This window comes from Budvicia aquatica DSM 5075 = ATCC 35567 (assembly GCF_000427805.1).
GTDB lineage: Bacteria > Pseudomonadota > Gammaproteobacteria > Enterobacterales > Enterobacteriaceae > Budvicia > Budvicia aquatica.
In genome coordinates this window covers 58,845-71,431 of the sequence record NZ_ATYS01000019.1, presented here as the reverse complement: position 1 = coordinate 71,431, position 12,587 = coordinate 58,845, and the positions used below count along the sequence as shown (strand labels likewise).

The window sequence follows — 12,587 nt, the reverse complement described above, 5'->3', positions numbered from 1 at the left end:
GTAAATCAGATTTTTATCGAATAAAAATCTAATAAATAATTTCATGTTGAAATATAAAACTAATTAACTCCATTTACTTCGGGGATTAGCCGAAACATAAAAACCAGGATTGATGAAGGATGGAGTCGGAGAGTAATCCAGCGATACATCATCCCAGTTATTCACCTGAAGGCCGGCGGCTAACGCAACGGCATGCCCTGCTCCGGTATCCCAAATACAGGTTGGCCCGAAACGCGGATAAATTTGAGCGCTGCCCTCAGCCACTAAACAAAACTTCAGTGAAGAACCAACGGCCATCGTCTCATATTGCCCCAGAGAAGAGAGAAAATCTTCCAACGGCTGGTCGCGATGTGATCGACTGCATACAACTTTAGGCGGATAAGCACTTTTAGCTTTAATCACCTTGCGCTCACCATCAGCCTCTTTCCATGCGATATTATTTTCAGCCGCGTATAACACATCAAGCACCGGCGCATACACCACGCCCATAATGGGAACACCATGTTCAATCAGTGCAATATTGACGGTAAATTCGCCATTCCGGCTGAGAAACTCTTTGGTTCCGTCTAACGGGTCAACCAACCAATAGCATTGCCAATGGCGGCGGATTTCCCAGTCTTGCGGAGCTTCTTCTGAAAGAATAGGAATATCCGGCGTAAGGAGCGTCAGTCCTTCAACGATCAACTGATGAGCGGCCAGATCGGCGGCTGTTACCGGAGAACTATCAGATTTAAAATTAGCTTCAACGGGTTTGTCTCCCTGATAGATAGCCATAATAGCTTCTCCGGCCTGACGGGATAGCAGAGATATTGCCTCCAACGTTTCAGATAACAGATGCATGATAAAACCCTCTATTGTCACTCGAATTCTGATTACCCAGAGTAGCGCTTTTTCCCATAATAGCCAGCAAGTTGGCCCTATTGATTATCACTATTTCTTATAGATAGGGTTATGCACCTACCTAAAAAGACTGATTGCAATTTTTAAAGATGTATTTAAAATACCACTTAATGAAATCAGATTAATTAAACAGGCGTTTTATGGACTATCCAAATCAATCTCTTGGTGCGCTGGCCATTGCTATTCCAGGTGCAACTAAACTATTTCGTCAATACGACCTCGATTTCTGCTGCGGGGGGAAACAAACGCTTGAACGTTCGGCAGCCAGAAAAATGCTTAACATTGATGTTATTGTTGAACAGTTAGAACAGCTGGCAGCTAAACCAACCAATGATAAAGACTGGTCAACCGCTTCTAACTCAGAAATGATCCCCTATATTATTCAACGATTTCACCAGCGTCATCGTGAGCAACTACCGGAGCTTATTTTACTGGCCGAAAAAGTAGAGCGTGTACACGCCGCTAAACCAACCTGCCCTAAGGGTTTGGCGGCACAACTCAATACTATTTATCAAGATCTCAGCCAGCATATGATGAAGGAAGAACAGATTCTATTCCCAATGATCCAGCAGGGAATGGGCGCTCAGGCCAGTGGCCCAATCCGGGTTATGGAGATGGAACACGATCGGGCCGGTAACGATGTTGAAGCAATAAAAAGTATCACTAACAATCTTACCGCCCCTCAAGAAGCCTGCAATACATGGCGTGCCCTGTATGCTTCGGTCGATGAATTTATCACTGACCTGATGGAACATATCCATTTGGAAAACAATATATTATTCCCGAGAGCACTACGCGGAGAGTAATCAAAAAAAAATAGGCTATAAGTAAAAACGCCAGCATCAGCTGGCGTTTTAGATTGTAAATTTAGCGACTGCGAAATTACAGAATTTCCAACAGCTCAACTTCAAATACTAAGGTACTGAACGGAGGAATCGCAGCACCTGCACCGCGCTCACCGTATGCCAGATTCTGAGGAATGGTTAATTTCCATTTAGAACCAACTGGCATCAGAGTTAACGCTTCGATCCAGCCAGGAATAACACCGCTGACAGGGAATTCAGCCGGCTCGCCACGCTGTACTGAACTGTCAAATACAGTTCCGTCAGTCAGAGTACCGGTATAATGAACGCGTACACGATCCTGACGTGAAGGAATTGCTCCTTCGCCCTGAGTCAGTACTTCAAACTGTAAACCAGACTCGGTGCTGTTGACTTCGCTACGCTTAGCATTCTCTTCTAAGAAACGGACACCGTCTTCAGCCATTTTCTGTTGTTTTTCACTACGGACTTTATCAGCACGTTCATGAATTTCACGCAGAGCACGGTGAACGGCTTCAACAGGCACTGACGGAGCATTACCGTTTAGTGCATCGGTCAGACCGGCTAATAATGCTTCAGGCTGTAAACCTTCTAATCCGGACTCTTGTAACTGCTGTCCGACTTGTAAACCAATACCATAGCTGGCCTGTGCTTCTACGCTATCAAAAGATGGCTTAGTCATCGTTTTTCCTTAGATCGATAAAATAAACCCGAAGCATAGCACAGCTACCTTTAAGGGAAAATTTGGATCTTTAAAAATGATAATTACCCCTGAGCAGAGGCGATTAATTATGCTCAACAATTGCCCGTTCAATACTCTTTTTAGTCATTAACCAAATAATAAGCGCCAGCAGGCTCAGTACACCACCGGCGACAGATACCCCGATCCACTGGGCATATTGATAGGCTAACGCTGAAACTAATGACCCTAAAGCTCCGCCAATAAAATAGCTGGTCATATAACCGGCGGTCAGGCGGCTACGGGCTTCCGGCATCATACGGTAAATCATGGTCTGATTGGTGACGTGCACCCCCTGAACCGCAAGATCTAATACAACAATACCCACCAACAGAGCCCAAAGTGAATACTCACCAAAAGCCACAGGCAGCCAGGATGCAAATAACAGAAGTAAACCCAGCGTTGTTGTCCTGCTGGATTTGCCCTTATCCACCATTCGCCCGGCACCATTCGCCGCCAAAGCACCTGCCGCACCCACTAGGCCAAACAGGCCAATGGCTGCTTCAGAATAATAATAGGGGGCGCCTGCCAATAGAAACGCCATTGATGTCCACAACATACTAAAATTAGCAAACGACAGCGCTCCCAACAGTGCTCTGGTTCGCAGGGTGGCATTACGGGTAAACAGTGAAATGATTGAAATCAGTAACTGCGGGTAATTCAATCCGCTCTGCTGTTTATAGCGGGGAAGTGCGCGCCATAATATGAATGCCATCACCACCATAAATATGCTGGCAACCCAGTACACCGTGCGCCATCCACCCAGCGAGGCTAATAGGCCGGCAACAGTACGAGCCAGTAAAATACCTAACAGCAACCCGCTCATAATCGTGCCGACCACTTTACCTCGTTTCTGCGGCTCTGCCAGCGTAGCCGCTAGAGGAACCAGAATCTGGGCCACCACTGAAAAGAGTCCCGTTAGTGCCGTACCGATAATCACCCACAGAATAGTAGAAGACAGGGCAGTAATCAGTAACCCCGCGGCCGATAAAAGCGTCATCAGTACGATTAAAGCGCGGCGTTCAAACATATCGCCAAGAGGAACAATAAACATCAGCCCGGCGGCATAACCCAATTGAGCGGCGGTAACAATAAATCCGGCCTGACTAACCGTTAACCCAAATGCGGAAGCAATAGTATCCAACAATGGCTGAGCATAATAATTACTGGCAACCGCCAAACCGGTGGCGATAGACATCAACGCTATCAAGGCTGGCGTTAACGATTTATTATCCGTTTTCTGATTCATATTTTAGATTCTTAAAATGACGATTTCCAGAGTATCTGGTAGTTTCAGCAATCCTTCCAATGTATAATTTTCATCCAATCTATCTCATAATGAGATTAATATGAATTTAAAACAGCTGACCTATGTGCTGGCAGTCGCTGAGGAGCAGAACTTTACCCGTGCTGCTGAACGTTGCCATATTGTTCAATCGGCCTTAAGTCATCAAATCGCCAAACTTGAACAAGAGTTGGGCTGTGAACTCTTCAAACGAACTTCCCGCCGGGTCGAACTCACGGCGGCTGGCCATGCCATCATCGGCCCGGCCAGAAAGCTGCTTGATGCCAGCCAGAACCTGATCAATCAGGTAGCCGCTACCAAGGATAAAATTTCCGGCACGCTGACCATCGGTAGTATATCGGCATTACATATGCTCGATCTGGCAGAACTTCTGGCGCAGTTTCATGCAGTGAATCCAGAGGTCAATATCAGGCTGTATATTGCGATGAGTAAAAACTTGGCCGAGGATATACGCCGGAATAAGACTGACATCGCCTTTATTGGTATTTCTGAGCCGGGGGATGCCACTATATTATCTCTTCCCCATATTCAGATAGCCAGTGAACCTTTAGTCGCGCTGTTGCCTCCTGCGCATGCTCTGGCAAAAATGCAGCAAATTACGTTACAAACGTTATCCCATGAGCCTATGGTCGACTATTATTCAGACAGTGCGGCCCGGCTTCAGACCGATAAAGCCTTTCAGGCAGCCGGAATTCAACGCCATGTAAACTTCGAAATTGATCACGTAGAATGGCTTGAGAACATTGTTCGAAGAGGGTTAGCGGTTGGAATCGTTCCGATATCTACCGCCGAGCGCTGTAATAATCTGGTTTCTATTCCAATTAAAGAAGAGCCGCGCCGAGGCGTCTATTGTCTCTGGGGTACAGAGCCATCAATTGCAACAGAGCGCTTTATCCAGTCAGTACAAAGCGCAATTCAGCCAGGCTAAAGTCAGGGATAGCGACGACCAAAAATGGACAGTAGCCTATATATATTATTTACATACGCTAGGTAATTCGGTCTATTATGGATAAGATGACGCCATAGCAAGGCGAGCCTCTCAGGCTTATGCTGATTGCGAAACGCTGGGCTAAGTTAGAAGGGAGTAGAATAATGCAAGCAAACAAAGGCAGAAAAAAAGCATTCACAGGCAGTAATCCGCTTAAAGCCGGGTTATCTAAACTGTGGCATCTGTCTGATAGCTTCGACTGGATGTCTCCGCTGCCTTATCCGCATCGCCGTGGCGTTATACTCGCAACGCTGTTACTGCTCGGAGCATTCTTCTGGCCAAGCTCAACCCCTGAAGACCAAACCAATAATAGCCCGGCTACCCCGGTTGATATCAGCGCGTCTGCAACACAGAATCAGCCACAAACACCGCCTTCCACACCGGAAGTTTCTGAACCGCATAGCGCACCTGCACAGGCCGAACCAGTAGCAACACAGCCACAGCAAAGTGCTGAAACCCCACCACAGGTTCAGCCAGAGCCACAACAACAGCCGGCAGAACCTGCGACAGCTCAGACACCACCGCCGGCAGATAACGGGCAGTGGAAAGAGTTCACTATTCAGCGTGGCCACACGCTGACCCAGCTATTCAGAGAGAATAACTACACGGTAACCGATGCATTTTTACTTGCCAGAGTTGAAGGCCAAGGGCGACCGCTGAACGAACTTCGAGTAGGGCAGAAAATAAAAGTACAAGTGACCCCCGACCGACAGGTTACAGCATTAGAAGTTGAACTAACGCCGAACCGTTCGGCGCTGTTTGTTCGCCAGCGCGATGGCAGCTTTAAACGGGAACGCTAAGTTTTTGCTGTAAAAAATCCCGCAGCACCACCGCCTGATTATGTACGGTGTCTTTATTCGCGAACAGTAATGTCACTACCGCCCCTTGTTGCAATAGCTCAACCAGAGGCTTCCAGCCATCAGTCTGTTCCAGCTCGGCGAGATAGCGCCCACGAAACTCTTCCCACCGGTTAGGATCTTCATGTACCCAGCGTCGTAACGCTTCGCTGGGAGCAATGCTCTTTAGCCAAGGCACGCCGGTTAACCGAACTTTACTTATCCCTCGGGGCCATAGACGATCAACCAAAAAACTGTTCTCTAGTGCAGGTTCTGGCACATCATAAACACGAACGAGTTGAATATTTTCAGTGGTCATATCGCTCTCCTTGTATCAATTAGGTCTCCGAATACAGATTCCAGTTTAGGGCCCGGTTAGACAAATGAAAACGATAAAAAGCAAAACGCCAGCATAAGCTGGCGTTTTTTTAACATGGTAAGAAAACTAAATATTAGTCTTCAGCAACCACGATCACGTTCAGTTTAGCGAATACTTCGCTATGGACTTGGAAGCTTACTTCGAACTCGCCAACGTTGCGTAAAACGCCGTCTGGCAGACGAACTTCGCTCTTAGCCACTTCAACACCTGCTGCAGTAACTGCATCAGCAATGTCACGTGTACCGATAGAACCGAACAGTTTTCCTTCATCGCCTGCTTTAGAAGCGATAGTCACGCTACCCAGACCAGTGATCTGAGCTGCACGAGCTTCAGCTGCTGCCAGAACGCCAGCCAGTTTGGCTTCTAATTCTGCACGGCGAGCTTCGAAGTACTCAACGTTTTTCTTGGTTGCCGGAACCGCTTTACCTTGCGGAACCAGATAGTTGCGAGCATAGCCCGACTTAACGTTAACTTGATCACCTAGGCTGCCTAAGTTAGCAACTTTATCAAGTAGAATAACTTGCATTACCGTATCCTCTCTAAGTTCGTGGACAGTTGCCGATTACTGATGACGATCAGTATACGGTAACAAAGACAGGTAACGCGCGCGCTTGATAGCACGAGCCAGCTGACGCTGGTATTTTGCGCGAGTACCGGTGATACGGCTCGGGACAATTTTCCCGCTCTCGGTGATATAATTTTTTAGCGTTGCGATATCTTTATAGTCGATCTCTTGAACGCCTTCCGCGGTGAAACGGCAGAACTTGCGACGACGGAAATAACGTGCCATTTGGCTAGTCTCCAGAATCTATCAATTCAATCTGCTCGGCATGTAACACTAATTTATTTAGCCCGTTGCGGCCTTGATGGCTGCTAATAAAGCCGGTTACTTTTAGGTTACTGCCGACCGTTATACTGTGAGTTAACGCTTGTGACTGCGGCCCGCTGACAACGATGGGCATTCTGCACCATGCTTGTCGGTTAAATCCTGCTTCCTGTTGCTGTGAGCGGTGCTCTAGCACGAACTGACAGTGAGGAATACCGGACGGACTTGTTTTACGAATGGGTGTCTTGCACACAGTACCAGACAACACCAAACGATTTGCAGTCAACACGTGCGATTACTCTTCAGAATCCTCAACATCATCAGAATCATCAATGCTTTCTTCTGCGAAATCTTCACGACGCTCACGGCGCTCGTCTTTCGCTTTAACCATTGGTGAAGCTTCTGTTACGGCATGCTTAGTACGCATTACCATGTTACGGATAACGGCGTCGTTGAAACGGAAGTTAGTTTCCAGTTCATCGATCGCTTCCTGAGGTGCTTCAACGTTCAGAAGAACGTAGTGAGCTTTATGCAGTTTATTAATTGGATAAGCCAGTTGACGGCGGCCCCAATCTTCTAAACGGTGGATAGTACCACCTGCAGTTGTGATCGCACCTGTGTAACGTTCGATCATGCCTGGAACTTGTTCGCTTTGGTCTGGATGGACCATAAAGACGATTTCGTAATGACGCATCAATTGCTCCTTACGGATTATTCAGCCTCCTGTCAGGGTCAGCCGTGGCCCATGGAAGCAAGGAACGTGTTTAAGTGTACGGCTGAAAAAATGACGGTGAATTGTACGTTTATGGCTCAGGAACTTCAAGGAGATTCAGCTTTTCTTTTTGTCGCCAGCCGGGCCTCTAATTTCTCAATCAAATAATCTTTAAATAATGACAGGCGCGCCGGGTAATGTTCCCGTCGTTTATAGAACAGGCTTATGTCAAAAGTACTGGCCATATAGTTGTCTAATATACTGATCAGGCGGCCTTGTTTGATATCTTCTCCCACTAACGACTTGGGTAAATAGGCAATACCGGCATGGTTAAGCGCCAAGCGTTTGAGTATTTCAGAGTTATCACATTCAAAAAAGTTAGGGATATTGTAGATACTCATTTTGCCATTAAGAAAGAATTGCCACTTATTACCACTCACCAGACTCTTAGAATAGAGGCAACGATGGTTAGCCAGATCTTCCGGAGTTTGAGGAGCAGGATGGTCATTCAGATAAACAGAGGATGCAACCGTCACCAAAGGCTCACTAATCAGTCGCTTACGAACATCTGAGGAATCAAGATCGATTTTACCTTTATAAGTCGCCTGAGCACGGATAGAGAAGTCCACCTCATCAACTAAATCGACCGGAAAAGGATTAATAAATAGTTTGACTTTAATTTTAGGGTATTCAATTAAGAAGGCAGAGATAATATCGACCAAATACTCCGTGGCAAACAGCGGAGTCGAGGCTATGCGGATAAGCCCGATATAGTCATTACCGGTACTGACAACCTCTTCAATCATTTCACGGGCTTGGCGCATTAATGGTTCAAATTTCTCATATAAATGCATTCCCGTTTGAGATGGCGAAACCCTACGCGTCGAACGCTTTAATAAACTCACCCCCATCTCTTTTTCTAATTCAGCGACCCAGCGGCTGGCGGCAGAAACGGAAATATTAAACTCTTCTGCGGCCTTGCTGAGTGAGCCTAATTTCACTACCGTGCAAAAAAAGATGATTTTATCGAACATGCAGGGATTTCCTTTTTATTATTATGTCACTCTTCAGATTGTGGCCTAAAAAGGGGGAGCTATATATTGGGTAAAGCAGAATATCTGTCATTTAGGAAATGATAGGCTATGAGTCTGTTACACACCAAGAACACCGCCCCTCAGCCGCCAGAGAAAACAAATATTCCGATGTTGATTATGCGAACGAAATTAACGTCGGGAGCTGATTAAATCACGCGGTCACTCGTCTCAATACCGCTCTCCTTCCGAAGCATGCAATGGTAATATTTTTGCTGATTAGATTCGCGCTGGGTGGTCACAAAAATGCACCTGCAAACCTAAGAAATATTGCGAGAATTTAGCGGTAGCTTGCGCCGATAACACGGCCAGCCGATAAAAATCCCCACTCAAGAAAAAAGCGGGGAGGCGAAGAAACTCCAGAATACTAACCGACAGCTAGATGTTTTTGATCACGATCGCAACACCCATTCCACCGCCAATACACAGAGATGCCAAACCGTACTGATTATTACGACGCTTCATTTCATAAAGCAGTGAAACCGTAATTCGACCACCACTGGCGCCCAGCGGATGCCCTAGCGCAATGGCACCACCGTTAACGTTAGTATGTTGCAAAATATCGTCCACTGAGCAGCCGTGTTCTACCGACAGTTCACGTAAAACCCCCAGAGACTGAGCGGCGAAGGCCTCGTTCAATTCAATAAGCTCCATATCCTGTAAGCGCATACCGGCATTTTTCAGCGCCTTAGCAATCGCAGAAACCGGGCCGAGCCCCATCACTTTAGGATCGACACCGGCCTGAGCATAGGAGACGATTTCAGCCAGAGGCTTCAAGCCATACTGTTTAACCGCCTTTTCACTGGCCACAATCACAGCACAGGCGCTATCGTTCAAGCCAGAGGCATTAGCCGCAGTGACCGACCCGCCCTCTTTTTTAAAGGCCGGGCGCAATTTCTCCATATCAGCCAGCGTGGTAAAAGGCTTGATATATTCATCTGAATCAAAAGTGATTGTTCCCTTACGGGTTTCAATCGTTATAGGGATAATTTCATCGCGGAATTTGCCGTCTTCTTGAGCAGCCGCTGCCTTTTGCTGGCTGGCAAGCGCGAAAAGATCCTGTTCCTGACGGCTAATATGATGCTTCTCCGCAATATTCTCGGCGGTCACGCCCATATGAATATGACTCAATGCATCAGTCAGGCCATCAACCAGCATCGAATCTTCCATGGTGATGTTACCCATTTTTACGCCGTTACGTACTTTTCCCGGCATTAAAAACGGAGAAGCTGACATATTCTCCATGCCTGCGGCCATCACTAAATCGGCATCACCGGCTTTAATATGAGATGCCGCATCCATGATGGTTTTCATACCGCTACCGCACAGCATGTTCAGCGTATATGCGGGAACTTGATTAGGAATGCCGGCTATTAATGCAGCCTGTCGCCCCGGCCCCTGCCCTTGCCCGGCACTTAAAACGTTACCAACGATAACTTCATCTAGCCACTCAGGTTTAATGGCCGATCTTTCTAGCGTTTTACGCATAACCTGTGCAGCAATTTCATAGGCTGGTAATGCCGACAAGGTCCCGCAAAAGCTACCAATTGCCGCTCGATTAGCGGCAACAATATAAACTTTGTTTGTCATAGCTAACCTTCCAAGTCGATGTTATAGGGTTAAACCGCCGTCAATCTTCAACACCTGTCCGGTAATGAATTTCGCTTTTTCAGAAGCAAGGAACAGAACGCCCTCGGCAATATCTTCAGCCGTTGCCATGCGATTGAGTGGTGTCTTGTTATTGATACCTTCCAGAACTTTTTCCGGTAAATCTTTGGTCATTGGTGTTTCAGTAAAACCCGGCGCTACGCAGTTGGCACGAATTTGTGCACCTTTACGAGCAAACTCTTTTGCCCAACCTTTAGTCATGGCAATAACGCCACCTTTAGTCGCAGCATAGTTACTTTGCCCGATGTTGCCATCCGTACCGACAATCGAAGACATGGTGATGATAGAACCCTTACCGTTTTCCATCATTAGAGCAACGATAGCTTGGGTCATATTGAATACGCCCTTTAGGTTAACGTTCAATACCGCATCCCAATCGTCTTCGGTCATTTTGCCGATCATGGCATCACGCGTGATGCCAGCGTTGTTCACCAAAACATCAATTCGGCCAAACTCGGCGTTAACTTGCTGCACAAATGTCGCAATCGCAGGTCGATCGCAAACGTTTAGTTTGACCGGACGCACATTAGGAAACTGGTTTTCAAGTAATTTCAGCTCCTGCTCATTCATATCAACAGCAAAAATCATTTTGGCGCCGGCTTGTGAAAACTTATTCACAATTTCCAGGCCAATACCGCGACCGGCACCGGTAACGACACAGATTTTATTTAACATATCTTTCTCTCCAATTTTAAATTTAACTTAATTTAATCATATAATTAGCACCTGACCGCGTAATGAGCGGTCAGATGCTTTGGTAGTGGTTATTTCAGAGTCAAACCGATAGGACGGTCATAAAAGATCGCTTCATCCATCACTTTCAGATCGGGACTTATTTGCGGAATAAAGCTCATTTTGCCCAGAACATCTTTTTGCAAATCGACACCCGGTGCGATTTCAATCAGTTCCAGACCTTGAGGTATTAGTCGGAAAACGGCGCGTTCAGTGATGTACAGCACGGGCTTTCGGTTTTCATTAGCCGTTTTGGCTGAGAAGGTAATTTGCTGAACTTTTTCAATAAACTTAATAATATCGCCATCACGATTGATAATTAGCTTACCGTCAGCAACGTGAATATCGAATTTTCCTGCGGTAAAAGTGCCACAGAAAAACACCTCTTTCGCATTCTGCGTAATATTGATAAATCCACCGCAGCCGGGGATTTTAGTGCCAAAGCGGGACACGTTCAGGTCGCCGGTTTTATCGCATTCAGCCAGTCCAAGAAATGCCTGATCGATACCGCCACCATCATAGAAATCAAACTGTTGGTCCTGAGTGATAATGGCTTCTGGGTTAGCCGATGCCCCAAAGCTCAATCCTCCGGCAGGTGTTCCGCCAATAGCACCCGGTTCAACGGTTAAATTTAGTTCGCCACCCTGCCCCTCTTCGTCAACCACCGTTGCGATATATTCCGGCAAGCCGATACCTAAATTCAGAATTGCGCCACGCTTTAGTTCCTGAGCGGCACGGCGGGCAACCACTTTTTTTGCATCCAGTTTAATCGGTGAAATAGTCTGTTCAGCTTTTGGGGTCAGGCGGCAATAGGCATCATTTTGTTGTTCAGCAAAAGTCTGCATGTGGTCTGCTTCATTATCTGCAATCACCACCATATCGACTAAAATACCCGGAATACGGACCTGCTGGGGCTCCAGAGTTCCGGCTTTTACCCGGCGTTTCACCTGAACAATAACCCGGCCGCCGTTGTTTTTTACCATCTGTGCTGCCGCCAGATTTTCAACAAACAGGCACTCATCTTCCATGGTGATGTTGCCATTATCGTCTGCCGTAGTACCGCGCAGCAGAGCAATATTAGCGTCCAGTCGTTTATAGAACAGGTACTCTTTATTGTGGATGGTTATCACGTCGACCCAATCATCTTTGGTCGCACTGTTAATTTTGCCACCTTCAATACGCGGATCGACAAAAGTCCCTAAGCCAACGTGGCTGATGGTGCCGGGTTTACCGGCGGCGGTATCGCGCATCAAGTGGGCAATAATGCCCTGCGGTAAGTTATAGCCGGTGATTTTTTCTTCGTTTGCTAACTTTTGCAGCTTAGGGATTAATCCCCAATGCCCGCCAATAACAAAGGAGACCAGTCCTTCTTCTGCGAGGTTATTAACCGCTCTTTGCGCTGAGTCACCCTGCCCGGCGGCAAAATACAGCGAAAGATTACGCGGATGCCCTTCATCTCTGAAACGTGCGCCAATCGCTTTCTCCAGCGCTTCAGGAACAACCGCACCGATAAATCCGCCCAAGACCAACCGGTCCCCGTCTTGAATCGATTGAGAGAATTCGCTAAGTGATACAAATTGAACAGCCAT

The 12,587-nt window shown here is 46.9% G+C and carries 15 protein-coding genes; 3 read left to right on the top strand and 12 right to left on the bottom strand.

Going from position 1 to position 12,587, the window contains the following annotated elements; all coding sequences use genetic code 11:
• Nucleotides 1-63 precede the first annotated feature (63 nt).
• The gene (cysQ, locus tag YWE_RS0109700; protein WP_036015626.1) at nucleotides 64-840 is read right to left on the bottom strand and encodes a 3'(2'),5'-bisphosphate nucleotidase CysQ; all 777 of its coding nucleotides are present in this window, start codon (nucleotides 838-840) and stop codon (nucleotides 64-66) included.
• Between the two features lie 200 nt (nucleotides 841-1,040).
• Here cysQ and ytfE point away from each other — a divergent pair, with 200 nt between their 5' ends.
• Nucleotides 1,041-1,706: an iron-sulfur cluster repair protein YtfE gene (gene ytfE / locus YWE_RS0109695; RefSeq protein ID WP_029094347.1), complete on the top strand. Its 666-nt coding sequence runs from the start codon at nucleotides 1,041-1,043 to the stop codon at nucleotides 1,704-1,706.
• Nucleotides 1,707-1,782: 76 nt separating this feature from the next.
• On the opposite strand, the gene bamJ is transcribed toward ytfE, so the two are convergent.
• A complete protein-coding gene (gene bamJ, locus YWE_RS0109690; protein WP_029094346.1) occupies nucleotides 1,783-2,403 on the bottom strand; it encodes a BamJ family beta-barrel-assembly machinery protein in 621 nt (206 codons plus the stop codon).
• Between the two features lie 103 nt (nucleotides 2,404-2,506).
• Entirely contained in the window at nucleotides 2,507-3,709 is a 1,203-nt protein-coding gene (locus YWE_RS0109685) for an MFS transporter (protein WP_029094345.1), read from the bottom strand.
• Nucleotides 3,710-3,809: 100 nt separating this feature from the next.
• Between YWE_RS0109685 and YWE_RS0109680 the strand changes: the two genes are divergently transcribed.
• Complete coding sequence (locus YWE_RS0109680; RefSeq protein ID WP_029094344.1) at nucleotides 3,810-4,694, top strand: LysR family transcriptional regulator; 885 nt, start codon at nucleotides 3,810-3,812, stop codon at nucleotides 4,692-4,694.
• Nucleotides 4,695-4,858: 164 nt separating this feature from the next.
• Nucleotides 4,859-5,554, top strand: a complete 696-nt coding sequence (locus tag YWE_RS27015) for a LysM-like peptidoglycan-binding domain-containing protein (protein ID WP_051323268.1) — start codon at nucleotides 4,859-4,861, stop codon at nucleotides 5,552-5,554.
• Here the strand turns inward: YWE_RS27015 and YWE_RS0109670 are convergent.
• The 9 genes from YWE_RS0109670 to YWE_RS0109630 all read right to left on the bottom strand — a co-directional run bounded on the left by YWE_RS0109670 (nucleotide 5,538) and on the right by YWE_RS0109630 (nucleotide 12,587).
• Nucleotides 5,538-5,909 (bottom strand): DUF488 domain-containing protein, encoded by a 372-nt coding sequence (locus YWE_RS0109670; RefSeq protein WP_029094343.1) that lies wholly within the window; start codon nucleotides 5,907-5,909, stop codon nucleotides 5,538-5,540. The two genes, YWE_RS27015 and YWE_RS0109670, sit on opposite strands and share 17 nt — an antisense overlap.
• 133 nt (nucleotides 5,910-6,042) lie before the next feature.
• Nucleotides 6,043-6,495: a 50S ribosomal protein L9 gene (gene rplI / locus YWE_RS0109665; RefSeq protein ID WP_029094342.1), complete on the bottom strand. Its 453-nt coding sequence runs from the start codon at nucleotides 6,493-6,495 to the stop codon at nucleotides 6,043-6,045.
• A 36-nt stretch (nucleotides 6,496-6,531) separates the two neighbouring features.
• On the bottom strand, nucleotides 6,532-6,759 hold the full coding sequence (gene rpsR / locus YWE_RS0109660; protein WP_000135199.1) for a 30S ribosomal protein S18: 228 nt from the start codon (nucleotides 6,757-6,759) through the stop codon (nucleotides 6,532-6,534).
• A gap of 4 nt (nucleotides 6,760-6,763) precedes the next feature.
• Nucleotides 6,764-7,081 (bottom strand): primosomal replication protein N, encoded by a 318-nt coding sequence (priB, locus tag YWE_RS27010; RefSeq protein ID WP_071605853.1) that lies wholly within the window; start codon nucleotides 7,079-7,081, stop codon nucleotides 6,764-6,766.
• Between the two features lie 9 nt (nucleotides 7,082-7,090).
• On the bottom strand, nucleotides 7,091-7,489 hold the full coding sequence (gene rpsF, locus YWE_RS0109650; RefSeq protein WP_029094340.1) for a 30S ribosomal protein S6: 399 nt from the start codon (nucleotides 7,487-7,489) through the stop codon (nucleotides 7,091-7,093).
• Between the two features lie 125 nt (nucleotides 7,490-7,614).
• A complete protein-coding gene (locus tag YWE_RS0109645; RefSeq protein WP_029094339.1) occupies nucleotides 7,615-8,541 on the bottom strand; it encodes a LysR family transcriptional regulator in 927 nt (308 codons plus the stop codon).
• Between the two features lie 435 nt (nucleotides 8,542-8,976).
• The gene (locus YWE_RS0109640) at nucleotides 8,977-10,188 is read right to left on the bottom strand and encodes an acetyl-CoA C-acetyltransferase (RefSeq protein WP_029094338.1); all 1,212 of its coding nucleotides are present in this window, start codon (nucleotides 10,186-10,188) and stop codon (nucleotides 8,977-8,979) included.
• 21 nt (nucleotides 10,189-10,209) lie between these two features.
• Nucleotides 10,210-10,941, bottom strand: coding sequence for a 3-oxoacyl-ACP reductase FabG (fabG, locus tag YWE_RS0109635; protein WP_029094337.1), 732 nt, complete (start codon nucleotides 10,939-10,941; stop codon nucleotides 10,210-10,212).
• Between the two features lie 89 nt (nucleotides 10,942-11,030).
• Nucleotides 11,031-12,587 carry an acyl CoA:acetate/3-ketoacid CoA transferase gene (locus YWE_RS0109630; protein WP_029094336.1) on the bottom strand — a complete coding sequence of 519 codons (1,557 nt, stop codon included), beginning with the start codon at nucleotides 12,585-12,587 and terminating at the stop codon, nucleotides 11,031-11,033.

Excerpts from the sequence above, each read along its gene's own strand:
- cysQ (WP_036015626.1), bottom strand. The coding sequence starts at position 840 with ATGCATCTGTTATCTGAAACGTTGGAGGCAATATCTCTGCTATCCCGT.
- ytfE (WP_029094347.1), top strand. The coding sequence starts at position 1,041 with ATGGACTATCCAAATCAATCTCTTGGTGCGCTGGCCATTGCTATTCCA.
- bamJ (WP_029094346.1), bottom strand. The coding sequence starts at position 2,403 with ATGACTAAGCCATCTTTTGATAGCGTAGAAGCACAGGCCAGCTATGGT.
- YWE_RS0109685 (WP_029094345.1), bottom strand. The coding sequence starts at position 3,709 with ATGAATCAGAAAACGGATAATAAATCGTTAACGCCAGCCTTGATAGCG.
- YWE_RS0109680 (WP_029094344.1), top strand. The coding sequence starts at position 3,810 with ATGAATTTAAAACAGCTGACCTATGTGCTGGCAGTCGCTGAGGAGCAG.
- YWE_RS27015 (WP_051323268.1), top strand. The coding sequence starts at position 4,859 with ATGCAAGCAAACAAAGGCAGAAAAAAAGCATTCACAGGCAGTAATCCG.
- YWE_RS0109670 (WP_029094343.1), bottom strand. The coding sequence starts at position 5,909 with ATGACCACTGAAAATATTCAACTCGTTCGTGTTTATGATGTGCCAGAA.
- rplI (WP_029094342.1), bottom strand. The coding sequence starts at position 6,495 with ATGCAAGTTATTCTACTTGATAAAGTTGCTAACTTAGGCAGCCTAGGT.
- rpsR (WP_000135199.1), bottom strand. The coding sequence starts at position 6,759 with ATGGCACGTTATTTCCGTCGTCGCAAGTTCTGCCGTTTCACCGCGGAA.
- rpsF (WP_029094340.1), bottom strand. The coding sequence starts at position 7,489 with ATGCGTCATTACGAAATCGTCTTTATGGTCCATCCAGACCAAAGCGAA.
- YWE_RS0109645 (WP_029094339.1), bottom strand. The coding sequence starts at position 8,541 with ATGTTCGATAAAATCATCTTTTTTTGCACGGTAGTGAAATTAGGCTCA.
- YWE_RS0109640 (WP_029094338.1), bottom strand. The coding sequence starts at position 10,188 with ATGACAAACAAAGTTTATATTGTTGCCGCTAATCGAGCGGCAATTGGT.
- fabG (WP_029094337.1), bottom strand. The coding sequence starts at position 10,941 with ATGTTAAATAAAATCTGTGTCGTTACCGGTGCCGGTCGCGGTATTGGC.
- YWE_RS0109630 (WP_029094336.1), bottom strand. The coding sequence starts at position 12,587 with ATGGCTGTTCAATTTGTATCACTTAGCGAATTCTCTCAATCGATTCAA.